The 23,651-nt window shown below is 71.4% G+C and carries 25 protein-coding genes; 16 read left to right on the top strand and 9 right to left on the bottom strand.

The genetic code is table 11. The features are described from left to right. Positions 1–45 precede the first annotated feature (45 nt). Positions 46–213, bottom strand: a complete 168-nt coding sequence (locus tag AB0C36_RS26375) for a hypothetical protein (RefSeq protein ID WP_358358286.1) — start codon at positions 211–213, stop codon at positions 46–48. A gap of 30 nt (positions 214–243) precedes the next feature. Continuing rightward, the gene (locus AB0C36_RS26370; protein ID WP_358358283.1) at positions 244–600 is read right to left on the bottom strand and encodes a PRC-barrel domain-containing protein; all 357 of its coding nucleotides are present in this window, start codon (positions 598–600) and stop codon (positions 244–246) included. A gap of 798 nt (positions 601–1,398) precedes the next feature. Here AB0C36_RS26370 and AB0C36_RS26365 point away from each other — a divergent pair. From AB0C36_RS26365 to AB0C36_RS26340, 6 genes are all read left to right on the top strand, one after another. Next, positions 1,399–2,232: a DUF1206 domain-containing protein gene (locus AB0C36_RS26365; protein WP_435839120.1), complete on the top strand. Its 834-nt coding sequence runs from the start codon at positions 1,399–1,401 to the stop codon at positions 2,230–2,232. Between the two features lie 209 nt (positions 2,233–2,441). After that, a complete protein-coding gene (locus tag AB0C36_RS26360) occupies positions 2,442–2,645 on the top strand; it encodes a hypothetical protein (RefSeq protein ID WP_358358276.1) in 204 nt (67 codons plus the stop codon). A gap of 44 nt (positions 2,646–2,689) precedes the next feature. Continuing rightward, on the top strand, positions 2,690–3,019 hold the full coding sequence (gene mihF, locus AB0C36_RS26355) for an integration host factor, actinobacterial type (protein WP_358358274.1): 330 nt from the start codon (positions 2,690–2,692) through the stop codon (positions 3,017–3,019). Positions 3,020–3,326: 307 nt separating this feature from the next. Further along, entirely contained in the window at positions 3,327–3,932 is a 606-nt protein-coding gene (locus AB0C36_RS26350) for an STAS domain-containing protein (protein ID WP_358358272.1), read from the top strand. Between the two features lie 76 nt (positions 3,933–4,008). Further along, a complete protein-coding gene (locus AB0C36_RS26345) occupies positions 4,009–4,785 on the top strand; it encodes a GAF and ANTAR domain-containing protein (RefSeq protein ID WP_358358270.1) in 777 nt (258 codons plus the stop codon). 77 nt (positions 4,786–4,862) lie between these two features. Then, the gene (locus tag AB0C36_RS26340) at positions 4,863–5,579 is read left to right on the top strand and encodes a GAF and ANTAR domain-containing protein (protein ID WP_358358268.1); all 717 of its coding nucleotides are present in this window, start codon (positions 4,863–4,865) and stop codon (positions 5,577–5,579) included. Positions 5,580–5,728: 149 nt separating this feature from the next. Here the strand turns inward: AB0C36_RS26340 and AB0C36_RS26335 are convergent, their stop codons facing one another. Further along, positions 5,729–5,932, bottom strand: a complete 204-nt coding sequence (locus AB0C36_RS26335) for a hypothetical protein (protein WP_358358265.1) — start codon at positions 5,930–5,932, stop codon at positions 5,729–5,731. A gap of 152 nt (positions 5,933–6,084) precedes the next feature. Between AB0C36_RS26335 and AB0C36_RS26330 the strand changes: the two genes are divergently transcribed. Together AB0C36_RS26330 and AB0C36_RS26325 are read left to right on the top strand one after the other, a co-directional pair. Then, positions 6,085–7,476, top strand: coding sequence for an NsdA family TPR-like regulatory protein (locus AB0C36_RS26330; protein ID WP_358358263.1), 1,392 nt, complete (start codon positions 6,085–6,087; stop codon positions 7,474–7,476). A 41-nt stretch (positions 7,477–7,517) separates the two neighbouring features. Next, positions 7,518–8,000 carry a TrmO family methyltransferase domain-containing protein gene (locus AB0C36_RS26325; protein WP_358358260.1) on the top strand — a complete coding sequence of 161 codons (483 nt, stop codon included), beginning with the start codon at positions 7,518–7,520 and terminating at the stop codon, positions 7,998–8,000. A 46-nt stretch (positions 8,001–8,046) separates the two neighbouring features. Here AB0C36_RS26325 and AB0C36_RS26320 read toward each other — a convergent pair whose 3' ends face one another. Next, positions 8,047–8,571: a MarR family winged helix-turn-helix transcriptional regulator gene (locus tag AB0C36_RS26320; protein WP_358358257.1), complete on the bottom strand. Its 525-nt coding sequence runs from the start codon at positions 8,569–8,571 to the stop codon at positions 8,047–8,049. Between the two features lie 90 nt (positions 8,572–8,661). On the opposite strand from AB0C36_RS26320, the gene AB0C36_RS26315 reads away from it, so the two are divergent. The 3 genes from AB0C36_RS26315 to AB0C36_RS26305 all read left to right on the top strand — a co-directional run bounded on the left by AB0C36_RS26315 (position 8,662) and on the right by AB0C36_RS26305 (position 12,214). Continuing rightward, on the top strand, positions 8,662–9,939 hold the full coding sequence (locus AB0C36_RS26315) for a phosphotransferase (RefSeq protein WP_358358254.1): 1,278 nt from the start codon (positions 8,662–8,664) through the stop codon (positions 9,937–9,939). Between the two features lie 69 nt (positions 9,940–10,008). Further along, positions 10,009–10,458: a nuclear transport factor 2 family protein gene (locus AB0C36_RS26310; RefSeq protein ID WP_358358252.1), complete on the top strand. Its 450-nt coding sequence runs from the start codon at positions 10,009–10,011 to the stop codon at positions 10,456–10,458. 175 nt (positions 10,459–10,633) lie between these two features. After that, complete coding sequence (locus tag AB0C36_RS26305) at positions 10,634–12,214, top strand: AMP-binding protein (RefSeq protein WP_358358250.1); 1,581 nt, start codon at positions 10,634–10,636, stop codon at positions 12,212–12,214. On the opposite strand, the gene AB0C36_RS26300 is transcribed toward AB0C36_RS26305, so the two are convergent. Then, positions 12,200–12,736: a MerR family transcriptional regulator gene (locus tag AB0C36_RS26300; protein ID WP_358358248.1), complete on the bottom strand. Its 537-nt coding sequence runs from the start codon at positions 12,734–12,736 to the stop codon at positions 12,200–12,202. The two genes, AB0C36_RS26305 and AB0C36_RS26300, sit on opposite strands and share 15 nt — an antisense overlap. Beyond that, positions 12,733–13,179 (bottom strand): hypothetical protein, encoded by a 447-nt coding sequence (locus tag AB0C36_RS26295; protein WP_358358246.1) that lies wholly within the window; start codon positions 13,177–13,179, stop codon positions 12,733–12,735. Before AB0C36_RS26295 ends, AB0C36_RS26300 begins: the two co-directional genes overlap by 4 nt. 379 nt (positions 13,180–13,558) lie before the next feature. Between AB0C36_RS26295 and AB0C36_RS26290 the strand changes: the two genes are divergently transcribed. The 5 genes from AB0C36_RS26290 to AB0C36_RS26270 all read left to right on the top strand — a co-directional run bounded on the left by AB0C36_RS26290 (position 13,559) and on the right by AB0C36_RS26270 (position 20,947). Next, on the top strand, positions 13,559–14,725 hold the full coding sequence (locus AB0C36_RS26290) for a 4-hydroxybenzoate 3-monooxygenase (protein ID WP_358358314.1): 1,167 nt from the start codon (positions 13,559–13,561) through the stop codon (positions 14,723–14,725). Between the two features lie 128 nt (positions 14,726–14,853). After that, positions 14,854–16,659 carry a methyltransferase gene (locus AB0C36_RS26285; RefSeq protein ID WP_358358244.1) on the top strand — a complete coding sequence of 602 codons (1,806 nt, stop codon included), beginning with the start codon at positions 14,854–14,856 and terminating at the stop codon, positions 16,657–16,659. Between the two features lie 9 nt (positions 16,660–16,668). Continuing rightward, positions 16,669–17,346: an ankyrin repeat domain-containing protein gene (locus AB0C36_RS26280; protein WP_358358241.1), complete on the top strand. Its 678-nt coding sequence runs from the start codon at positions 16,669–16,671 to the stop codon at positions 17,344–17,346. Positions 17,347–17,451: 105 nt separating this feature from the next. Continuing rightward, a complete protein-coding gene (locus tag AB0C36_RS26275) occupies positions 17,452–17,760 on the top strand; it encodes a GNAT family N-acetyltransferase (protein WP_358358238.1) in 309 nt (102 codons plus the stop codon). 46 nt (positions 17,761–17,806) lie between these two features. Then, positions 17,807–20,947, top strand: coding sequence for an ATP-binding protein (locus AB0C36_RS26270; RefSeq protein WP_358358235.1), 3,141 nt, complete (start codon positions 17,807–17,809; stop codon positions 20,945–20,947). Here the strand turns inward: AB0C36_RS26270 and AB0C36_RS26265 are convergent. The 3 genes from AB0C36_RS26265 to AB0C36_RS26255 are packed head-to-tail and all read right to left on the bottom strand — an operon-like array spanning position 20,925 to position 23,618. Next, a complete protein-coding gene (locus AB0C36_RS26265; RefSeq protein WP_358358232.1) occupies positions 20,925–21,716 on the bottom strand; it encodes an ABC transporter permease in 792 nt (263 codons plus the stop codon). The two genes, AB0C36_RS26270 and AB0C36_RS26265, sit on opposite strands and share 23 nt — an antisense overlap. Continuing rightward, the gene (locus AB0C36_RS26260) at positions 21,713–22,747 is read right to left on the bottom strand and encodes an ATP-binding cassette domain-containing protein (RefSeq protein WP_358358229.1); all 1,035 of its coding nucleotides are present in this window, start codon (positions 22,745–22,747) and stop codon (positions 21,713–21,715) included. The genes AB0C36_RS26265 and AB0C36_RS26260 overlap by 4 nt, the downstream gene beginning before the upstream one ends. A 58-nt stretch (positions 22,748–22,805) precedes the next feature. Beyond that, positions 22,806–23,618, bottom strand: coding sequence for a helix-turn-helix domain-containing protein (locus AB0C36_RS26255; RefSeq protein WP_358358226.1), 813 nt, complete (start codon positions 23,616–23,618; stop codon positions 22,806–22,808). Positions 23,619–23,651: the final 33 nt, after the last annotated feature.

Raw genomic sequence — 23,651 nt, 5'->3', positions numbered from 1 at the left:
GCCACGGACGCGCCTGCTGGTACGCATCGATCGCGCGCCAGGCGTTCAGCGCACGGGTCGTCGGCCGGAGCGTCGCCACCAAATCGCAAGGTAGACAAGAGCAGCCACGAAGACCGCGATGCCGATGATCAGCAGGTAGAGCATGCCGTCTGCGGCCACGCCGATGATGCCGAGCACGATCGCGATGACGAGCAGGATCAGGAAGGGGTTCACGGCGCCGAGGCCTCCCTAGTCGATGCGGGCTCAGCGGCGGGCGAGCTGCCGCTCGCCGTCGGCCCCCGGCTTGTACGGCAGGTCGTAGTGCCGGAACACCGACGCTTCGTCCTCGGCAGGCAGGACGTCGTCGGTGCCGATCGAAGGTCCCCGCTTCACCAGTGACTTGGCGTGGGCGACCTTCACGTAGCCGGGCCCTACAACGGCGTCGGCGAGAGGGACGAAGACGAGGCGGTGGCGGGTGGGCAGCCCGACCTTGACAGTGGCCATCGCCGGTTCGTCCGTGCTCGTGTCCACGTAGACCGACTCCAGCTCCCCGATCTTGTGGCCACTCGCGTCGATGACATCGTGCGTACGCCACTCGCGGATATCCGCTATCTGGATCATCCCGACTCCTTATCCCACGGCGGCTTGCCTGCGGGTTTCCCTTTTCGCGTCCTGTTGCGCGGATGCCCGGAATTCGGCCATGCAGGCACGGTTCCGCGTCGATGCGGGCCGAGTCGGCACGGCGGAACCGGCAGGGCAGGATGAAAGGCGCCGTGCGGCGGCACGCGGCCCAGGGTCGGTGCGGGACCGGGCGGCGGCCTCGTGCCCCGCGCACCTCGCTGCGGGGCAATGGCTCGATGACGCCTGTGGGAAGGGGACAACCGGGACTACCGTGGGCAATGCGGCCCCGGCCCCCGGCAGCACGGAACCTTCCGCGCTCTCCAGTGGGCGCCCTGATGCGGGCACCGCTCATCGGCCCGTCGGCGTTATTCGCACCCGGCGACAGGCACTCCCCATGTACGCACTTGTCCTCGTGCCCGTGTTCCCTTTCCTCCTTCTTGGCAGCGTACTTGGGCTGTCGTGGTGGGAGGACCACGTCCTGCCGCCTGAACCACCCCACGCCGTTTCCGGAGCACCACGACGACCGGAATCGCTTCGGGTGCCCGACAGGAAGCGCACGCAACTCCGCCCTGCGGCAGTCGCGTCGGTCCTAAGGGAAAGGTCGCCAGGGCGAAGGGCACCTTCCGGGGCGGCTCCGGGCGCTGACCGGAGCCCCTGTCCGGCGTTCCGGTCTCCATGCCTCCATGCCTCCGGGACGCCGGGCGCGGGCGACTCCGGGGAAGCCCCGGCCGCGAAGGACTTGTCCAGGCAACGGTGTTCGGGCGGGAGCCCGGCACCACGGTCCGAAGGGACGTCGGCATGAGGTCAACGACAGCGAGGGCCGGAGCGAGCGCAAGACGCGGTGCGGGCAGTGGGAGCCCCGCCGTGAACGTGCTCGCCCGGGCCGGCCTGACCGCCCGCGGGGTCGTGTACGTCCTGGTCGGTGCGTTGGCCGTCCAGGTCGCGTTGGACGACAAGGGCAAGCAGGCGGACCGCGGTGGCGCGCTGACCGAGCTGGCCGAACAGCCCTTCGGGGCGCTCTTCGTCTGGACGGTGGGCATCGGCCTCGCGGCCATGGCCCTGTGGCGGCTGTCCGAGGCGGTGCTGGGTGCGGCCGGGCCGGGAGGCCGCGACACCTCCAAGCGGCTCTTGGCCGGAGTGCGCTTCGTCTTCTATTCGTTCGTGGCCGTCTCGGTGATCTCCTTCGCGGCCGGGCGCAAGAGCAGCGACTCCAGCGACAAACAGTCCAAGGACGCCACCGCCCGCGTCTTCGACCTCCCCGTAGGTCGGTGGCTGGTGGCCTTGGTCGGCGTCGTCATCGTGGGGGCGGGCGTATGGATCGCGGCACGGGCGGTCAAGCGGGAGTACCGCAAGCACCTCAAGCTGTCCCGGATGTCACAGCCCACCGAAAACGCCGTCGATCTGCTCGGCGTCGTCGGCGGGGTGAGCCGTGGCGTCGTCTTCTTCGCCGCGGGCTGCTTCGCGGTGACAGCGGCGGTGAAGTACGACCCGGGCAAGGCCAAGGGCCTCGACGACACCCTGCGGACGTTCGCCGACACCTCTGCCGGTCCGCTGCTGCTCGTTGCGATCGCCGTCGGCCTGGTCCTGTTCGGGCTGTTCTCGTTCGCCATGGCCAGATGGCGCAAGGTCTGACGGCAGGCGGCGCGTACGGATTGCCTGCCACCGCCGTGCTTCGCCCCGGCGTACGAACTCCCCTGAGGCCTGCGCCGGTTGACAGGAGCCGCGGCGAGGCGTTGACTCGGGCCTACGGTATGGGTCGATAATCGTCCGGATTTTCCGGATCACCTGTCTCGTACCGTTTCGCCAGGACCCCGCGGATATGACCGTATGGAGGTCCTGCTGTGTGGTTCCTGGTCCTGATCGTCGTGGTGGCCGTCGTGTTGTTCCTGTTCGGCATCATCACGCCTCTGCTGTGCGTGGTCGCGATCGGGTTCCTGGTCGCGTGGATCCTCGGCACCTTCCGCCGTGCCCGCTACGGCCGTCCCCGCCACGACCGTGACCGCCACGACGACTACCACCGTCACGGCGGGCGCCGCAGGTATTGACCCGACCGATCGCCCCAATTGGAACCGCGTACGAGGAGACTCCCATGGCACTGCCCGAGCTCACCCCCGAGACCAGGCACGCCGCGCTTGTGAAGGCGGCGGCGGTCCGCCGCGAACGCGCCGCGGTGCTCACCGAGTTCAGGAACGGCACGCTGACCTTGGCCGCGCTGCTCGACCGCAGTGACCGGGTAGCGGGCAAGATCCCGGTACGCCGGGTGCTCGAGGCGCTGCCCGGCGTCGGCAAGATCCGCGCGGCACGCCTCCTGCTCGACCTGGACATCGCGGAGAACCGCAGACTCCAGGGCCTGGGCCCGCGTCAACGCGACCGGCTCCTCGAACTGTCCCCGTCCCACCAACGTCCTGACGGCCCGTAAGCCGCCCTTGAACGGCCGAAGCCAGTCGATGGACGTTCGCCATCCACGGCGCCGCGATGAGGACTACGCTGCGGAACGGACGTCCCAGACCCCGACGGCACACTGGCACCGACCACGGATGCCCGGGTGGCGGATGGTTCGCCCTCCAGGCATCCCCGAGGGAAATCGACCGCGTCCACGCCCGGGTCCTCTCGGCCGCCGGACCGGCCCTTCGCCCGCCGAACGCACCACACCACCGGGAACACCTCACGGAGCCGGAAACGACCCGCGTGCGGCCTACCCGGTCGGCTCTCGGAACCGAGGCGCCATGCCCAACAGCCAGCCCGTCCCCGCCCCCCTGACCGTCCACCGGTGTGACACCACCACCGGGGCGCTGCTCACCGTCCGAGGCGAGATCGATCTCGACACGGAGCCGCATCTGCGCGGCTCGATGACACGCTGCCTGCTCGACGGCTGCTCCGCCATCGACGTGGACCTGTCGGATGTGACCTTCTGTGACAGCAGTGGCCTGCACGCCTTCCTCGACATCTCCCGGGACGCCGCCAAGGCCGGCGGCTATCTGCGGCTGCACAGCCCGAGCCCGATCGTGGTCCGGCTCCTCACTCTCACCGGAACCGGAACGCTCGTGCTCGGCCTCCCCACCTGTCCGTCGCCTCCGGAGCCCACCGTCATCGCCGCCGAACCGCCCGTCGGCTCCGGCACGACGGGACAGCTCATCCTCTTCACCGACGCAGCCAGAGCCGCCGACACAGCCGACGACCCGCAGATCGCACACCGCACACGCACCGACCGCACACGCACCGACCGGGTACGGGTGGCGCTGTCGGACGACTCCCGTACTTCGCTCGGCGCCGCACCGGGGAGCCAGGTCCAGCGGGCCACCCACGAGGACGCCCGGTCATGGCAGGGGTAGGCCCGGCGCAGCGCCGGACCGACGACGCGCGACGGCCGTGTGCGACACGTACGTCTTCCGGCGGCAGGCGCCGTCCGTGAACGCCGTCGGCCGGTCGGCACGGATCCGGATCCTGGTGGCGGAGCACGCCGCCCGGCGTCGGGCGCGGGTCGGCGTACTGGATGTGTGCACCGCCGCCGTCGCGACACTTCCGGTCCAGGGCGCCGGAGTGTCCGCGATGTCGCCGACCACGGCCGGCCACCCACTGTGCAGCACCGACGACATCAGCGAGCAATTAGAGGAACTGCAACTCACCTTCGGCGAAGGCCCGTGCGTGGACGCCTTCGCCCAAGGCACCGCCGTCCTGGCGGCGGACCTGCGCGCAGGCGACGCCCTGGACCGGTGGCCGGCGTTCGCACCCGCCGCGACCCAGGCCGGCGCGGGCGCGGTCTTCGCGTTCCCGCTGCGGGTCGACGCGGCCAGCCCCGGAGTCCTGGACCTGTACGCCCACCGCTCCGGTGACCTGGACCTCGAACAACTCGCCGACGCCATAGTCTTCGCCGACACCGCGGCCCTCGTCCTGCTCGGGACGCCCCTCGCCGGACCGGGTGCACCGGTCGAACCCGAAGACGACGAAACGCCGGATGCGTACCCGGTCGACCTGGGCGGCTACCGCGCCGAGATCGACCAGGCCACTGGAATGCTCACCGAGCAACTCGGCGTCGGGATCGACGAGGCTTACATCCGGCTGCGCGCCCACGCGTACGCTCACGAGCGGCGCCTCGCCGACGTGGCACGCGACGTCGTGGCGCGCACTCTGCGCTTCACACCAGAGCCCACAGGAAATCGGGAGACAACCCACGATGACACCTGACGTCTCGCCGACCGCCGGCCCCACCACACACCCGCGACCCCAGTCAACGGGAACAATCACCGCTGAGAGCAATCCCGATGGATGAACGACTTCTGGCCCAGACCTTCGTCGAGCTCGCCGACAACCTGGTCGCCGACTTCGACCTCATCGACTTTCTCCGGCTGCTCACCGACCGCTGCGTCGGCATGCTCGGCGTCGGCGCTGCCGGTGTGCTCCTCGCCGATCCGAAGGGTGACATGCGGGTCATGGCCGCGTCCGACGAACGCGTGCGCCTCCTCGAGCTGTTCCAGCTGCAGAACGACGAAGGTCCCTGCCTGGACTGCTACCGCACCGGCACATCCGTCACCGTCTCCGACCTGGCCACCCAGGCCGACCGGTGGCCGCGCTTCGTCACCGAGGCCCTACACAGCGGTTACGCCGCCGTACAAGCCCTCCCGATGCGGCTGCGCCACGAAGTCGTCGGAGCCCTCAACCTCTTCCGCGCCACCCCCGGCGAATTCGACACGGTCGACACCCAGATCGCGCAAGCCCTCGCCGACGTCGCCACCATCAGCCTCCTCCAGCAACGCTCCACCCACCGCAGCGACGTCCTCAACGAACAACTCCAGCACGCACTCGACAGCCGCGTCCTGATCGAACAAGCCAAAGGCAAACTCGCCGAACGCCACAACATCGACATGGAACAGGCCTTCACCGCACTTCGCGGCTACGCCCGCTCCCACAACCGCCGCCTCTCCGACCTCGCCCAAGCCTTCGTCAACGGCACCGAAAACCTCACCGAACTGAAGCGCTGAATGGAACGCACGGAGCTGCGATCCCACGGCGGGCCCCACTTGGGGAGGCCGCGGGCGCATCGGCTGTACGAACGGCCGTGCCGGATCACCCGGGTGCCGCCGCTACTCATGCGCGCACGGCTAGGGGCGGGCCGGTGCGTGGGGTACGGCTAAGGGGTGTCGCTGTGGTCGGTCCTCACGCGGGCGAACTGCGCTACGGGGACCGACCATTCCTGTCCGCCGTGCTCCGGGCGCAGGTAGATGGTGGGTTCGATCAGCGGCATGTCGATCACGGCGGTCACACGCTGGCGTCCGTACACCGTGTCCACGATCTCCCCCGGGACCGGCGCAACTCCCGTGCTGTCCTCGCCCATTCCGCTGCCCTCCCTAAGCTCCGACCGCACGAGCGCACGGCCACACGAGCGCACAAACCGCATCACGTTCAGTCAACAGAGCGGCGCGGACCGTGGGTACGGTGGAGGCGGCCGCAGGAGGTTTAACGGGTTTAACCCTGAGGACGGGGGCCATGACCGGACGGGAACCCAACAGACGCCTCGCGGAGGCCATTGCGCAGGCAGGCTGGACATACGACGCGCTCGCCCGGGCCGTGCGCGGAGTGGCCGCGGAGAACGGCGAGTTGCTCCAGATCAACAAGTCCGCGGTGGCCCACTGGGTGGGCGGTACGCAGCCTTCCGGGCCGGTGACGGCGTTCATCTGCGAGGCGTTGTCGCGGCGGCTGGGACGCGCGGTCACCGCCGCCGAAGCGGGCTTTGCGAACGGGACTTCCGCCTCCGCAGGTGCGACGAGCTGGCACGCTGACGCCGTGACCTCTCTGGCCGATCTCGGGAGACTCGACGTGGACCTGGAGCGCCGGCAAGTCTTGGCGGGATCCGCGTATGCGGCCGCCGCCCTCGCCCTGCCGCACGGCGACTGGTGGGAGCGGACGGCGCACGCCGCCCGCGCGCGGCAGCAGGATGCGGGGAGCGGCTATACGGCAGGTCGGGGCGACGTGGACGCGGTCCGGGAGACGACCGCGTTCTTCTCGCAGATGGACCAGCGGCACGGTGGCGGTCACGGACGACGCGCGCTCGTCCTTTATCTCCAGTCGGACGTATGCACGTACCTCGCCGGGCGGTTCACCAGCGAGCAGGTCCGACGCGACATGTTCTCCGCGGCCGGCGAACTCGCGTACCTCGCGGGCTGGACGGCGTTCGACAACGCGCAACATGCGGTGGCACAACCGTACTTCACCAACGCGGTGAAGCTCGCCGCGATGGCCGACGACCCGCCGATGGCCGCTCACGTGCTGCGCGCGATGGCCCACCAGGCGCTCGAACTGGGCCATCACCAGGAGGCTCTTGGTCTCGCGGCGGCGTCCGTCGAAGGCCACCGGTACCGCTTGGCAACGCCGCGGGAGAAGGCGCTCCTCGGCGTCGTGCACGCCCGTGCGCTCGCCGCGACCGGCGACAGCAGGGCGGCCGCGGCGGCACTACTGCGTGCCGAGGACGACCTTGCCGGGGCCTCCCCCGGCATCGAAGAACCGCACCGTGTCTTCTTCTTCGGCGAGGCGAGCCTTGCCCACGAGACCGCCCGTACGCTCGCCGCGGCCGGTGACGGCAAGCGCGCCGTCGCCGAGTTCCGGCGGAGCGTACGCACGCGCAACGGGGCGGCCTTCCGCCGGACGCACGCCGTGACCCTCGGCCTGTTGGGCTCCATACAGGCATCCGGCGGCGCCATCGAGGAAGCGTGCGCCACATGGACCCGCGCGCTGGAGAACATGGAGGGCATCCGCTCGGGCCGTACCCGCCAGACCGTCGTCGACATGCGACGGGCACTGTCGCCGTTCCGCCGACGAGGCGTCAGACTCGTCTCGGAACTCGACACCCGAGCCGCCGAGTACCTGACCCGCACCATCTAGCGGCGGTCCTCCGGGCGGCGAGACCAGCCCGAGGGGACCCCATGGACCGCGAGACATTCGAGATCACCGCAATCGCGCACGTGGTGGGCGGCAGGATCGAACCCACGGACGACTACTGGGGCGGGACGCGCGCGATCATCCGCATCGACGACTCGTTCCCGGTCGACTCGGTGGCCGGGCTGGCGGAGTTCTCGCACCTCGAGGTCGTGTTCCGCTTCCACCTGACCGACCCCGCCGACCTGCACCCCGGTGCGCGCAGGCCCCGCGACAATCCCGACTGGCCGCCGAGCGGCATCTTCGCGCACCGCAACATGCGGCGGCAGAACTGGCTCGGCGTCTCCCGATGCCGCCTCCTCGCGGTCGACGGCCTCGATCTCCACGTCGAAGACCTCGACGCGGTGGACGGGACCCCGGTGATCGACGTCAAGCCCTGGTTCCAGGAGATGGGTCCCCGCGGGGACGTCCACCAACCTGCCTGGCCCACCGAGATGTTGCGCGACTACTACGCCCCGAAGCCGAGTTGACCCCCGCCCAGCACGCGTGCCGCCCACCAGCATGGTCCCGGCGTCACTAGAGGTCCTCGGCCAGGGTTTGGAGGCCTTGGGTCAGGCGGCTGAGTAGTTCGGGGAGTAGGTCGCGTTCGAGGGTGGGCCAGTCGTTGGTGATGTCCGCGATGAGGCTGCCCCAGGCGTCCCAGATCTGGCGCAGGGTCTCCGCGCCCGCGGGGGTGAGTTCGAGGGTGGCGGCGCGGGCGTCGGCCGGGTCGGGGGTGCGTTCGACGAGTCCGGCGGCGACCAGGTCGGTGACCTGGCGGCTGAGGGTGGTGCGGCCGATGCCCATCTGGTCGGCCAGGTCGGACAGGCGTACGGGCTGGAAGTCGCCGATGCGGGTGAGCGCGAGCACCAGGTGGGTGGGCACGCGTACGCCCGCCTCGCGGCCGACGCGTTCGATGAGCCGGTCGTCGCGCGAGGTCCGGACCAGGTCGCGCAGCGGCGGGATCACGGCGCGCAGCCACTCGCCCTGCGCGTTGCCGTCCGCGATGGAGGTCTCGCTGAGCCGCGGCCGCGTGCCGGTGTGCGGGGTCTTGTCCGTCATCAGCCTTCCCGGGGTCGGTGGCCGGGTCGCCCGGCGGAGGCAGTCTAGAAATGGTTGCGTGAGTGGCGCAACTATGCTTCGGTGACGGCCATGGAGAACCGTGTGCGGGAGTGGCTCGAGGGCAACGTCGGCCGCGTCGAGATGCTGGAGCGGCAGGGGCGGTGGCGGCCGGTGTGGTTCGCCGACGTGGTCCGCGACGGCCGGGTTCTGGAGTTGTGCGTACGCGGGGACCGCACGGACTACCCGGGCGTGTTCCCGCTGGAGCACGAGATGCTCGCCCAGCGGCTGATGCACGAGCGCGGCGTACGGGTGGCCGGGGTGCACGGTTGGATCGACGACCCGCGCGCGTTCGTGATCGACCGGGTCGGCGGGCAGCCGGACTTCGCCGGCTGCACCGACGCGCAGCGGGATGCGGTGATGGACGACTACCTGCGCATCCTCGCCGACCTGCACGAGCTGGACGTGGCTCCGTTCGCCGAGGCGGGGGTGCGGCGCGACGGGATGGGCGCCTACCGGGACTGGTACCGGGCGTCCAAGAAGCGGCCCGACCCGTTCATGGAGTTCTGCCTCGGCTGGCTGCGCCGCCACCCGCTGGACACCCGCGGCCGCGAGTCGGTGATCGTCTGGGACTCCGGGCAGTTCCACCACGACGGGCAGCGCGTCACGGCCGTCCTCGACCTCGAACTCGCGCACATCGGCGACCCGTTGATGGACCTCGCGGCGTACCGGATGCGCGACACGATCATCGGGTACGGCGACTTCCGCCGCATGTACGCGAAGTACGAGGAACTGTCCGGCACCCCCGTGGACCCCGAGGCGATAGCGCACCACCACTTCGCCTTCACGCTCACCAACGCGCTGGCCTTCCACTCTGCGCTCGCCGACCCGCCGCCCGGTTCGGACTACATGACCAACCTCCAGTGGTGCAACGAGACCAACCTGTTCGCGGTCGAGGCGCTGGCGGACTACCTCGGGATCCCCTTGGCGGCGCCCGAACTCCCGGACGCGGACGCGACCTCCGCGAGTGCCGTGGCGGTGCCGACCCGGCACCTGGTGGACTCGCTGCGCTCCGGCGACTACGAGATGCGCCGTCTCTTCCGACTCGCCCGCCACCTCCAGCGGTTCGACGCGATCGGCCGGGAGTGCGCCGAAGCGGACCTCGACGACCTCGCCGCGCTGCTCGGGCACCGTCCCCGGACCTGGCAGGAAGGCGACGCGGCACTGGAGGAGTTCGTGATCGCCGACGACGGCGCCCACGACGCCGACTTGGTGCCGCTGTTCCACCGCCGCCTGTGGCGGGCCCACCAGCTCATGGGTCCGGCCGGCTCGGCCATGACGACGCACCACCGCCTGCAAGACGTCTTCTGACGCACTGTCACCGGGAAGTCCGGAGCACCCAGAGCATCTGGGGACAGAACCTGAGAGAGGGTCACTCACATGAGCAACCACGACGAGCGCGCGGCGACCGTCGCGAACTTCTGGAAGGGCGTCGACAGCCACGACTGGGACCTCGTGGCGTCCGCCCTCGCCGACGACTTCGTACGCATAGGCATGCGCGACAACGAGGAGGACACCTGCCGCGGCAAGGAGGCGTACCTCTCGTTCCTCACCGGCGTCATCGGCCGCACGCAGACCCACGAACTCCAGTCGCGCTTCACGTTCCTGAGCGCGGACGGCCGCCACGCGTTCAACGAGGCCGTCGAGATCATCACGTACGCGCCCGGTGAGGAGCCCCTCGCCATGCGGTTCGCCAACCACATGGAGCTGAACGAGGAAGGGCTCATCACCAAGCTCGACATCTTCTGGAAGACCCCGCCGATCATGCCGCCGGACTGGATCACCGTCGACTCGGTGATCGGCGACGAGGCACAGAGCGCGGACGCCTGACCGCGCCCGTGCCGGCCACCTCCGGGTGTACGAGATCCCCGTGGTGTACGTGACCCCTGTGGTGTCCGCGGCGACCGGCCGGCGGCGGTGCGGCGACCGTCACCGGCCGGGCCCGGCCGCCCCCGGTCGGCTGCGGCGCGTCGGCCGTGACCTCACCCTCTGACCAGGAGGAACCTTGCCCGACCACCCCGCCGCGCGCATCGCCGGTGCGGCCACGCTGTGGGAGCTCGTCGAGCGCCGGGCGGCCGCGTCGCCCGACGTGCCGATGCTGCTCGACCCGGACGGCCGGTCGTTCACCTTCCGCGAAGTACGCGACTGGGCCGAGCGCGTCGCCGCCGGGTACCGCGCGCTCGGCATCAGGACGGGCACCCGGGTCACCTGGCAACTGCCCACCCGCGTCGAGTCGATCGTCGTCTCGCTCGCCCTCGCCCGGCTCGGCGCGGTGCAGAATCCCGTCATCCCGTTCTACCGGGAGAAGGAAGTCGGCTTCTGCCTACGCCAGACCGGCGCCGAAGTGTTCCTGACACCGGGCTCGTGGCGCGGCTTCGACTTCACCGCGATGGGCGGAGCCCTGGCCGCGGACATGCCCGCCCCGCCGCGCGTGCTCACCGCGTACGACGCCCTGCCCGAAGGTGATCCGGCCGCCCTGCCCCCGGCGCCGGCCGACGGAACGGACGTGCGCTGGCTGTACTACACGTCCGGAACCACCTCTGATCCCAAGGGTGTTCGGCATACCGACGGCACGCTCCTCGCGGGCGGCGAGGCGCTGGCCGCCGCGCTCGCCATGACACCGGACGACGTGGGCTCGATCGCCTTCCCGTACGCCCACATCGCCGGGCCCAACTACCTCAACACCGTGCTCATGACCGGCTTTCCGGCCGTCGTCGTCGAGCATTTCGACCCGGCCGCCGCAATCCCCGTGTACCGGCGCCTCGGCGTCACCATGGTCGGCGGATCGACCGCTTTCTACCTCGCGTTCCTGGCCGAGCAGCGCAAGCAGCCGGGCGAGCGGATCATTCCGACGCTGCGCATCGTCTCCGGCGGCGGCGCGCCCAAGCCGCCGGAGTTGTTCCGCGAGGTGCGCGACGAACTCGGTGCGGTGCTCTGCCACGGCTACGGCATGACCGAGGTCCCGCAGATCGCCCAAGGCGCGCCCTCCGACACCGAGGATCAACTCACCCACAGCGAAGGCGCTCCTTCGGACGGACTCGACGTACGCGTCGTACGGGCCGACGGCACGATCGCCGGACCGGGCGAGGAGGGTGAGGTCCGGCTGCGCGGACCCATCGTGTTCAAGGGCTACACCGACGCCGCCCTGGACGCCGGGGCGTTCGACGAGGACGGCTTCTACCGCACGGGGGACCTGGGGCACCTGCGCGCGGACGGACACCTCACGCTCACCGGCCGCCTCAAGGACATCATCATCCGCAAGGGCGAGAACATCTCGGCACGCGAGATCGAGGACGTGCTGTTCACGCATCCGAGCGTCGCCGACGTGGCGGTGATCGGCCTGCCCGACCCCGAACGCGGGGAACGCGTCTGCGCCGTCGTGGAGCGATGCCCGGGCACGACCGAGCTGGACTTCGCCGCCATGGCCGGGCACCTGCGCCAAGCCGGGCTGATGGCGCAGAAGATCCCGGAGCAACTGGAGGTCGTGGACGCGCTGCCGCGCAACGACACGCTGCGCAAGGTCCTCAAGTACCGGCTGCGCGACACGTACGCGGCGTTGCCGTGGACACCGTCACGGTCCGGCTGACGCGGCTCCCCCACCCTGGGACCGGTCACGGGCAAGCGCGGGGAAGGGCAGGGGGCAGCAGTCGCTGGTCGCGCACACCGCCAGGTCGTCGCAGCCGGCGTCGACGGCCTGCACCAGGGCCGTGCGGATGACGTGCAGGTCGGCGATCCTCGCGTCCATCTCGGCGAGCTTCGCCGCGGCGCGGGCCTGGAACCCGTCACGGTCGCCGCGGCGGGTTCCGTGGTGCCGGCCGCCGGCCTCCAGCAGCTCGGCGACCTCGTCCAGGGTGAACCCGAGGCGCTGGGCGGCCTTGACGACCCGCAGGAGCGCCAACGCGTCGGGCGGGTAGACGCGGTGGCCACCGAGCGTACGCTCCGGCTCCGGCAGCAGCCCGCGGCGTTCGTAGTAACGGAGTGTCTGCGGGTTCACCCCGGCCGCGTCCGCGAGTTGCCCGGAGCGCAGGCCGCCGGTCGCCCGGGCGCCGGCCGCCTGGGTACCGGCCGCCTGGGCACCGGTCGTCCGGGCGCCGGCTTCCGTGCTCACAACGCCCTCGGCCCGGCTGCGGCCTGCGCGGCTTCGGCGCGGGCGATCAGCGCGTCCAGCACGGCGGTCTGAGCGGCGGGAACGGTCACGTCCATGTGCACCACCCCGTCGTCGGCCGCCGCGACGCCGGACGGGCCCGAGGAGCGGGACGAGCCGGACGAGCCGGACGAGCGGGACGAGCCAGACGAGCCAGACGAGCCGGACGAGCCGGATGAGCAGGACGAGCCGGAGAAGGTGAAGGAGAAGAACGAGCAACAGCCGGTCTCCCGGTCGGCCAGCTCCCGCGCACGTTCCTCGGCCCCGGCCGACAGGTGGAGGCGCGCCCGCTCCGCCGTCGGCCGCTCCACCGAGAGCAGCGCGTCCGCGAACAGCGCGTCGAACTCGGCCACCCGCAAAGGCTGCTCCTCGGTCGGCAACGTGCACGACTGCGGTACCCACGTCATGGCGCCGCTCCTTCCGCCGGGAGTGCCACGGGTCCTCGGCACGAGCCGCCCGGGTCATCGGTACGCAGCGGCCGGGCCCGTCGCCCGGCCGGTCCTTCGACGGTAAGCCTGTACCCGGGTACCGGATACAACCCCGCACGCCGGTCGATTCATCCGGCTCCCCCCGCGCCTCACCACCCGCCTGGCCACCCGCCTGGCGACCCGCCTGACCACCCGCCCGGACGGACGCTCCGTACACCGCGAGCGGCTCGCTTGGCAGAAATTGCTGACGGAACAGCGCAATCGGGTGAGATCTAACCAGTTGGGTAGTTCACTGTGGCTAGCATCCAGTCCCGTGACAGATAGCCACACTGCCCGGGTCGGCAGGAACACCGCAGACGTGGTCGTCCTCGGCGCCGGACCGGCCGGACTGGTTCTCGGAAATCTCTTGCTGCGCAGCGGAATCGGGTGCGTGATCCTGGAGCGCGCGACACGGGAGCATGTGCAAACGCGCGCGCGGGCCGGGTTCCTGGCCGCGAACACCGCGCGGGTCCTCGCCCGGAACGGGCTGGACGCCGGGCTGCGCAGCCGCGGCCGGGAGCACAGCGTCTGCGAGTTCCGCACCGAGGACGCCCGGTTCCGCCTGGACTACAGCCGGCTCGGCCAGGGGGAACGGCACACGGTCTACCCGCAGCAGGAGTTGGTCACCGACTTGCTCGCGCAGTACCTGGACGCCGGCGGGCAAATCCTCTTCGAGGCCGAGGCGGTGGCCGTACGCGACGCGGACGGCACGCGGCCGTGGGTCGAAGTGCGCGACGCGGACGGCCGTCCGAGCAGATGGGACGCGCGGTACGTGGCGGGGTGCGACGGCCGGCACGGGGCGGCACGGCGTTCGATCCCGCCCGGGGCGGTACGCCGCCACCACCGCAACCACGGGGTGTCGTGGCTGGGCGTACTCGCCGAGGCGCCGCCCAGCCTCGACGCGGTGGGCTACGCGCTGCACCCGCGCGGTTTCGCCGGGCACATGGCCCGCACGCCGGAGACCACGCGGTACTACCTGCAATGTGCGCCCGGCACCTCGCCGGACGCATGGCCGGACGATCGCATCTGGGACGAACTCACGGTGCGGATGCGGGCGGCGGACTACGGGGCGTTGCGGCACGGGCCCATCGTGCAGCGCGCTGTCGTCGACCTGGAGTCGGACGTCCTCGAACCGCTGCGTCACGGCTCGCTGTTCCTGGTCGGCGACGCGGCGAGTCTGATCAGTCCGTCAGCCGCGAAGGGTGCGAACCTCGCGGTGCTGGAGGCCGAGATCCTGGCTCGCGCGCTCGTCGACGACCTCACGAAGGCCGACCCCGAGTCCCTGAACCGCTATTCGGCGCAGTGCCTCGCGTACATCTGGCGCGCGCAGGAGTTCTCCCACTGGATGATCCGGCTGCTGCACCGCGCGCCGGGAACGGACGACGAGGCGCTGTTCCAGGACCAGTTGCGCCGCGCGCGCATCGAGTCGCTGCGGACCTCACGCACCCATCAGGACTGGTTCGCCGAGAACTACGTCGGCGTCTGAGGGCGCCGCGGCGTCCGGGCCGGTACGGCGTCGCCACCGGGCGGCAAGCCACGCCCATTTTCGACCCGCGCAGTATCGAAATGTACTGATGTGCCCAGATATTGCCCAGCTATAAGGACCTCTTCGCGATGACCACGCAAACGACCTCACCGTCCCCGCTGTCCACCCATACGCCGCAGCCTTCGCACACCGCGCCGCCGACCACCCGCGACGACGCGGCCCGGCTGAGCGCCGCAATCGACTTCGTCCGCCATCAGGAGACGACCACGCTGCTGGCGCTGCTCCTGCCCGGCCTCGACGGCCTCGAACTGCGTGCACTGGTCGACCGCTGCCGCTTCGCGCACGCCGGACTCCTCGTATTTCCCCCGGACTTACCCGCGCTGCGCACCGAACTGGCCGCGCACGGCCTGGACGCAGACGCGGCACCGCAGCCGAGTGTGGTGGTACGCGAACGCCTGGCCTCCCGGCACCGCCGCGACGCCGCGGTCCTCGACGTGGGGATCCTGCGCCCCGCCGTCTCCGGCCCCGAGGGCGAGCAGCGTGCGGTCGAGGTGTTCGTACTCGCCGTCCCGCCCGGCTCGGACCTTGCCGAGATCGCCGCGCACGAGCGCGACCGGGACCACGAGGCGCACCTCGCGTTCGAGGTCGAGCGGCCGGATCCGCTGGTGCTGCGCGGGCTGTGGTCGATGCTGGTCCGGCACGGCGCGGTGGCCGACGGCGGCGGCTACAACCCGCACGAGGACGGCACGGTCTTCTACTTCACCGCCCCCGCGGACTCGAAGGCCGGGTATCGCAGGCTCGAGTTGTACGCGCGCGGCGACCACCGCCAGGTGCTTGCCGCGCACCTTGAGGACCACCAGGCCCGGCAGCCCGCCGAGACACTGCTGCGCCTCCTGACCGGCGCATGGACGACCCAGGCGCTGGCAGCCTGCGCGCAACTGCGGCTGTGCGAGTCCATGGACACCGACACAGGCATCGAAGTCGCCGCGCTGGCCCGGGAAGTCGACGCCCACCCCGGGAACCTGGCGACGCTGCTGCGCTACCTCGCCATGCTGGGTGTGGTGGCCGCGGAGTCCGACGGCTTCCGGCTCACCGCGCTCGGCAGGCTGCTGCGCACCGACGCCCCCGGTTCGATGCGTCCGCTCGCCCTCATGTACGGCGGTCCCTTCTACCAGTCGTTCGCCCTCCTCACGGAAGCCGTACGGACCGGACTCACCGGTTTCGAGCACCTCTTCGGCGAGAACCACTTCGACTACTTCGTACGCCACCCCGAACTGGCCGCTCGCTTCGACCAGTCCATGGCCGCGAGCGCCCGCATGTTCGACCCGCTCCCCCTGCACCCCGTCATCGCCGCGGCCGACGCCGCCCCCGAGCCCAGGACGGTCGTCGACGTCGCGGGCGGGACTGGCGAGTTGCTGCGCCGCCTGCTGGCCGCGCGCCCCAATCTGCGCGGCATCCTGCTCGAACGCCCGCACGTCGTCGAGTCCGCCCGCGGCTCTTTCGCGGCGTCCGGCCTCGACGAACGCTGCACCTTCCAGGCGGGTGATTTCGCGGACGTACCCGCAGGCGGCGACGTCTACGTGCTCTCACGCGTCCTGCACGACTGGGAGGACGAACGCTGCGAGGAGATCCTGCGCCACTGCTCCGGTGCCATGCACGCGGACGCCGACCTCCTCATCATCGAGCGCCTGCTGCCGACCGACGGCTCGCCGTCGCTGGCCACCGCGTGGGACCTCCACATGATGTGCAACGTCGGTGGCCGTGAGCGCCGAGCCGACCATTACGCGCGTCTGCTCGCCGCCGCCGGGCTGCGCCTCGTCGACGCTTCACCTCTCCCCCTGGGAGCCAGCGTCCTGCATGCCCGCAAGGCGGACGCCCCGGCCCACCTCCCGTCCGCGCGCGACGAGGCCACGTCAACCGGGCACAACGCCTAGTGTCTCCGGATGGAGAAGCTGTTCCGGGCGATACGCCACGGCGACATCGCCGTGGTGACCGCGCTGCTCGACAAGAACCCCGCGCTGGTGGCCGCCGTACGCAAGCCCCCGCCCAAGAAGGACGCCGGGCAGCAGCCGCTGGGCGTCGCCCTGAAGACCGGCCGGTACGACATCGCCCGCCTGCTGCTCGACCGCGGCGCGGACGTGAACTTCATCGAAGCCCCCGGGGTCGACAATCGCCAGCCGGTGGTCAACGATGCGGTCGAGGCCGCGGTCGCGAGCGCGCTGGGCCGGAACCCCGCGGCGGCCACGGAAAGTCTGGCGGTCCTGAAGCTCATGCTGGAACGCGGTGCGGACGTCACCGCTCCGCACCCCGACTCCGGGCGGCCGGTGCTGTGGTGGGCGGTGTTCCGTGTGCGGTACCGGCGGTGGGCCGAACTGAGCGCCGGCGACGTCACCGGGCTGACGGCCGTGTTCCGGGCCCTGGTCGACGCGGGCGCCGACGCCGACGCGACCGGCGAATGGATCTCGGTGTACGCCGGCTCGGGCAAGGTCGCGTCGCGCGAGCACACGAACGTACGCGTGTACCTGACCGGCTACCTGACCACGCGATCCCCCGAGCCCGCACGCGGCCTCCTCGCCATCCTCGACAACATCGGGCGCCCCACACCGTCCCCGCCCGGCTGATCGGCGGATCGGCCCGAGTCGTCGACGATCCGAGTCGTGAACAATGGTGATCAGTGCGTACAACTGTGTGCGCGTGCTGCCTCACCACCGACCGGAGGAGCGTCAATGGGGAGCGTCATCGAGGTCACCGACAATGCGGCCGAGAACCGGTACGAAGCGCGGATCGACGGCAAGGTCGCCGGGGTGGCCGAGTACATCCGGTCCAAGGGCGTGATCGCGTTCGTCCACACCGAGGTGGAGCCGCAGTACGAGGGCCAGGGCGTCGGTGCCGCGCTGGTGCGGTCGTCGCTGGACGAGGCGCGCACGGCGGGTCTGGCGGTGCTGCCGACGTGCCCGTTCTATGCGGGGTGGATTGCCCGGCATCCCGACTACCAGGACGTGGTGTACAAGTCGCGGAGCCGGGTCACGGACTGACCGGCGTACACCCGGCCACCTCCGAGCCGCTGGTTAGTCTGCAAAGGTGACCACCGAGCTGACGTTGCTGACGCGCGTGGCCTACCGGGGCCGGGAGATCACCGCGCCGCGGCTGCGCGGGCTCCTTGCGCTGCTCGCCGAGGACCTGCGAGCGGGGTGCAGCACCGGGCGACTGGTCGAGGGCCTGTGGCCCGATGTGTTGCCGGAGCGGCCCGGCAAGGCCGTGCAGGTGCTGGTCTCCCGATTGCGGGCGCAGGTCGGTGCCGGGCTGATCGTCGGTACGGCGGCCGGGTACCGTCTCGCCCTCGCCGCGGAGGAGGTCGACAGCTCCGCACTTCTGCTGCACGCCGCACGCGGCGAGGCCCGGGCGGCGGCCGGTGACCACGTCGGCGCGCTGGCCGAGGCGGAGGCCGGGCTCGCGTTGTGGGACGGGGTGGTGGCGCCCGCGGCCGACGAGGACCTGCACGATCCGGTGGCGGCGCTGCGAGCCGCGCGTTCCGCCGCGCATCGCACGCTCGTACGCTCCCGCGCGCTGGCTCTCGCCCGGCTCGGACGACGGGCCGAGGCCATTGCCCCGCTCGTCGGCCTTGCCCGCGAACTGCCGCGGGACGAGGAGGTGTTGGCCGAGCTGCTGCGCTGCGAGGCGTCCGCCGTCGGTCCGGCCGCCGCGCTCACCCGGTACGACACCTACCGCCGTTCCCTGCGCGACGCGCTCGGCACCGATCCGGGCGACGAACTCAAGTCCGTGCACCAGGCGTTGCTGCGCGGCACGGCGCCGATCGTCCGGCACGGCGTCCTGCACGAGCCGAACCCGCTGGTGGGCCGGGACGCCGACGTCGCCGCGATCGCCGACCTGGTGCGCAGCGCCCGGGTGACCACGGTCATCGGCCCCGGCGGAATCGGCAAGACCCGCATCGCGCACGCGGTCGGCCGCGCGGCAGAGCAGCGGACGGTGTGCTTCGTCCCGCTCGCCGGCGTCACCGCCGACGACGAGGTGGCCGGTGAGGTGGCCTCGGCGCTCGGAGTCGGCAAGGCCAGGCACTTCGCGCTGCCGGTCACCGACCTCGACGGCATCATCGGCGCCCTCGGTCCCGGCCCGGCACTTCTGGTGCTCGACAACTGCGAGCATGTCGTGCGCGGCGCCGCCGACCTGGTCCGGGCACTGGTGTCGCGCTCGCCGGATCTGCGGGTCCTCGCCACCAGCCGGGCCCCGCTCGGGCTGACCTCCGAATCCCTCTACGCGCTGCCCGAACTCGACGCCGCCTCGACCGTCGAGCTGTTCCGGCAGCGGGCCCGCGCCGCACGGCCGGACGCGGAGCTGCGGGACGAACCGGTCGTGGCGATCTGCCGCCGGCTGGACGGCCTGCCGCTCGCGGTGGAACTGGCCGCCGCCCGGGTCCGCGTGCTGTCCGTGCCGCAGATCGCCGAGCGGCTGCGCGACCGGTTCGCGCTGCTGCGCGGCGGCGCCCGGGACACTCCGGAGCGGCACCGCACCCTTCTCGCCGTGGTCGAGTGGAGCTGGAACCTGCTCGACCCGGACGGCCAGGCCGCGTTGCGCATGCTCTCGGTGTTCCCGGGCGGGTTCACCGGGGACGCCGCGGAGCATGTGTTGGGCGCCGACGCGCTGTCGCTGCTGGCGCAGTTGGCCGACCAGTCGCTGATCAAGGCCGGTGACACATCCGCGGGCGTGCGCTTCCACATGCTGGAGGCGGTACGCGAGTTCAGTGCGGCCCGCCGTGCCGAGGCGGGCGAGGACGACGACGTCACCACGCGATTCCTGCACTGGGCCCGGGACTTCGGGAGGGCCCGGCACGACACGCTGTTCACCGCCGACCCGTGGGACGCGTGGGCGCTGATCAAAGCCGAGCAGGACAACCTCGTGCTGTCTCTGCGGCACGCCCTCGCGCGGTCGGACGGCCCCGCCATCGCGGCCGTCGCCGCCGTGCTCGCCTCCTTGTGGGCGTCGGACAACAACTTCGCCCGGCTGGCGGCGCTCGCCGCGGACACCGGACCGCCGCTGTCCCACTTCCGGCCGGGGCCGGAGGACGTCGAACCGGTCCGGAGCGCGGCGGCGGTGTGCACGGTGAGCCTGTTCATGCTCTCCGGACCGCGTGCCGTACGGCAGTTGGTCACCCTGCGCAGGCTGCCCCCGCCTCCGCCGGACACCCTGGTGCACGCTCTCGACCTGATGCTGCGTGCGCTGCCCGAGCTGCGGTCGCCCGACTACACCCGCCTGCGGGAGTTGTGCGCGTCCGACGCGCCGCTCCTCCAGGGCGTCGCCGACTGCTTCGCCAGCTATCTGTGGGAGTACGCGCACGACGTGGACGCCGCGCTGGACGCGTCCCGCCGGATGCTGACCGCGCTCTCGCCGTTGCGGAACCCGGCGACGCAGATGCTCGGGCTCGGCCGCGTCAGCGAGTTGTGCCTCCAGACCGGGCGCGGCGAGGAGGCGTACCGGCACCTGCGGCACGCCGTGGACGTGCTGAACCGGTCCGGGGACTGGTCCGACTCGATCGGCTTCCGCTGGGCGCTCGCGCTCGCCTGCGTGCAGCGCGGCGAGGTGGAAGAGGCGGAGCACTGGCTGGAGTTGGCGGCACTGGACCAGCCGCGGGATGTCTCCCTGGTCTTCAGTCCGGACCTCGCCTCGCGCGCCGAGATCGCCCTGGCCCGGAACCTGACCGAGGCCGGGCTCGGCCTGTGGCGGAAGGCCGTCGAACGGGTCCGCGCGGACGACCTGCCCACCGTCGACGACCCGTTCGCCGAGGTGTGGTCGGTGGAGGTGCGGTCCGCGGCGGTGGCGGCGCACGCGTTGCACGGCAGGGTCGACGCGGTCGCCGATACGGCACGCGAACTGCGTTCCTGGCTGTACCCGTTGTTGTCGCAGCCGGTGCTGGAGAACCGCCACCTGCGGCTGCCGGCGGCCGGGACCGCGCTGCTGGCGGTCGGTCTTGCGGTTCTGGCCGAGGGCGACGCGGCCGGCGTACGCCTGGTGGTGCTCGCCGAACACCTGCACGTGCACCGGCAGTTCCCGTCGCTCTCCGCCGACGTGGGGCGGCGGTTCGCCGAGCGGGTGGACGCGGCAGGGTACGCCGAGGCGGTCTCGGCGTACGCCGCCCTGTCCCGCCCCGAGTTGGAGGCCACGGCGGCACGGGAACTGCGCGGCGTCAGCGTCGCGACTCGCGGTTGAACAGCGTCTTCGACCACAGGTAGCCCAGCACGCTGAGGACGACGCACCACGCCACGGCCAGGACCGCGTTCTTCGCACCGATCGGGTCGCCGAGCAGCAGACCGCGGAGCGTCTCGATGACCGGGGTGAAAGGCTGGTACTCGGCGATGGGCCGGAACCATCCCGGCATCGCGTCCAGCGGTACGAACGCGCTGCTCAGGAACGGCAGCAGCATCAGCGGCAGCCCGTTGTTGCTCGCCCCTTCGGGAGTGGGGCTCGCCATGCCGAGCGCGACGGCGATCCAGGTGAGCGCCAGGCTCGCAAGCGTGAGCACGCCGACGGCGGCGATCCAGTCGAACGCGTCGGCCTCCGGCCGGAATCCGATGGCGAGCCCCAGGGCCAGCACGAACGCCAGCGACATCAGCGTCTTGAGCACCGCGCCGACGACGTGCCCGACGAGGATCGAGGCGCGGGAGATCGCCATGGTTCGGAACCGGTCGATGATGCCCTGCGACATGTCGCCGGCCACCGACACGGCGGTGCCGAGCGCGGTTCCGCCGATGGTCATCACGAGGATGCCGGGCAGCAGGTAGGTGACGTACACGTCGCGGTCGACGCTGCCGGTGATGCCGGCGCTCATGGTGTCGCCGAAGACGTACACGAACAACAGCAGCAGCACGACCGGAGTGAGGAGCACGTTGAGCGTCAACGAGGGGTAGCGCCGGGCGTGCAGCAGGTTGCGGCGCAGCATCGTGGTCGAGTCGCGGACGGTCAGGGACAGCGGGCTCATCGGACGGTCTCCTTGCGGTCGGCGGAGGGAGCCTCTTCCACGGGGTCGACAGGATCGACCGCGCCGACCGGGTCGACAGGATCGCCGCCCGCGGCGGCGGGGTGGCCGGTGAGTGCGAAGAACACGTCGTCGAGGTCGGGCGTGTGCACGGTCAGTTCGTCCGCCTCGACCCCGGCGGCGTCCAGCCGGTCGAGGATGCCGCGCAGTTCGCGCTGGCTGCCTCGGCTGGGGATGGTCAGGGACAGCGAATCGTCGTCCCGGGTGACCTCGCGCAGGGCGTCGACCGCGTTCTCGTACGCGAACGGCTCGGCGAACCGCAGGCGCACGTGCCCGCCGGGGACGAGCCGCTTGAGTTCCGCGGAGGTGCCCTCGGCGGCGATCCTCCCGTCGTTCAGCACGGCGATCCGGTCGGCGAGCCGGTCGGCCTCCTCCAGGTACTGCGTGGTGAGGAAGACGGTGACGCCGCCGGTCACCAGCTCTCCGATGATTTGCCACATGTTGTGGCGGCTGCGCGGGTCCAGGCCGGTGGTCGGCTCGTCGAGGAAGATGATACGGGGCCGCCCGACCAGGGTCATGGCGAGGTCGAGGCGGCGGCGCATGCCGCCGGAGTACGTGATCGGCGGTTTGCCGGCCGCGTCCGCCAGGTCGAACCGGCCGAGCAACTCCTCGGCGACCCGGCGGCCCTCGCGGCGCGAAAGGTGGTTCAGGTCGGCCATGAGCAGCATGTTCTCCCTGGCCGTGATCAGGTTGTCGACGGCGGAGAACTGCCCGGTGACGCCGATCGCGGCGCGTACCGCCTGAGGGTCGGCGGCCAGGTCGTGGCCGCCGACCCGGATCTCTCCGGCGTCGGCGCCGATGAGGGTGGAAAGGATCTGCACGGCTGTGGTCTTGCCGGCGCCGTTGGGTCCGAGCAACGCGAAGACGGTGCCGGCCGGGACGTGGAGGTCGATGCCGTCGAGGACGGTCTTGCTGCCGTACGCCTTGCGCAGCCCTGTGGCCGCGATCGCGGGTTCGCCGGTCGTTGTGGTCATGCCGCCGAGCCTGCGCCCGAGGCGGTTCAGTGCGGTTTCACCGCGGTTTCAGCGGCCTTCAGACCGGCGAGGCGAGGCGGGCGCGGGAGTACTGGCCGGGCGGCGATCCGTACTCCTTCGCGAACGCCACGACGAACGCCGAGACGCTGGAGTACCCCACGCGATGGGCCACCACGGAGACCGGTTCGACGACGAGCAGGGCGCGGGCCGCCCGGAGCCGCAGGGTCGTGCGGTGCCGGCTGAAGGACATGCCGAACTCGCGTACGAAGTCCCGCTGGAGGGTCTTGGCGCTGATGTGCAGTTGTTCCGCCCACTCGTCGAGGCGGGTCGGGTCGGCCGGGTCGTGGCTCATCGCGCGGGCGACGGCGCGGGCGAAGCCCTTGCCGTCCGCGCACTGCGCGGCGACGTCCGGGGTGATCGGCGCGAGGTCGGACAGGATCCGCCCGCGGGCCTCCAGCGCCAGGCGTTCGTCGTACCCGGGGGTGGCGATCTCCTGGACGAGGCGCGTCGCCCGCGCGCCGACCGCCACGTGGCCGCGGCGGAACCCGGCCAGGGGGTCCGGCACTTCGCGCAGGCACAGGCGGTAGACGGTCTGCCGGTCGGCGGCGCGCACCTCGTGGCTGACCCCGCGTTCCGCCCAGAAGGCCTCTCCCGGCGCGGTGAAGCAGGAGCGGCCGCCGTACACCGCCGAGAGCATTCCGTCCGGCGACCAGTAGAGCTGGTGGAGCAGGTCGTGGCGGACGGCGCCGAATCCCATGGGCCCGTCCGCTCGGTAGAGCAGGACCAGGATGCCCGTGGGCCGTCCGAGGCCATACCCGAACGCGTCGCAGGCGATCGGATCGCCGCCCACGTCCTGTCCTCTGATCGACATCAGGTGACCTTTCCGGACAACCGCCAAGACTCA

The sequence above is a fragment of the Streptodolium elevatio genome, from assembly GCF_040649515.1.
Taxonomy (GTDB): Bacteria; Actinomycetota; Actinomycetes; order Streptomycetales; family Streptomycetaceae; genus Yinghuangia; species Yinghuangia elevatio.
This window is presented reverse-complemented; position numbering and strand designations above follow the sequence as displayed.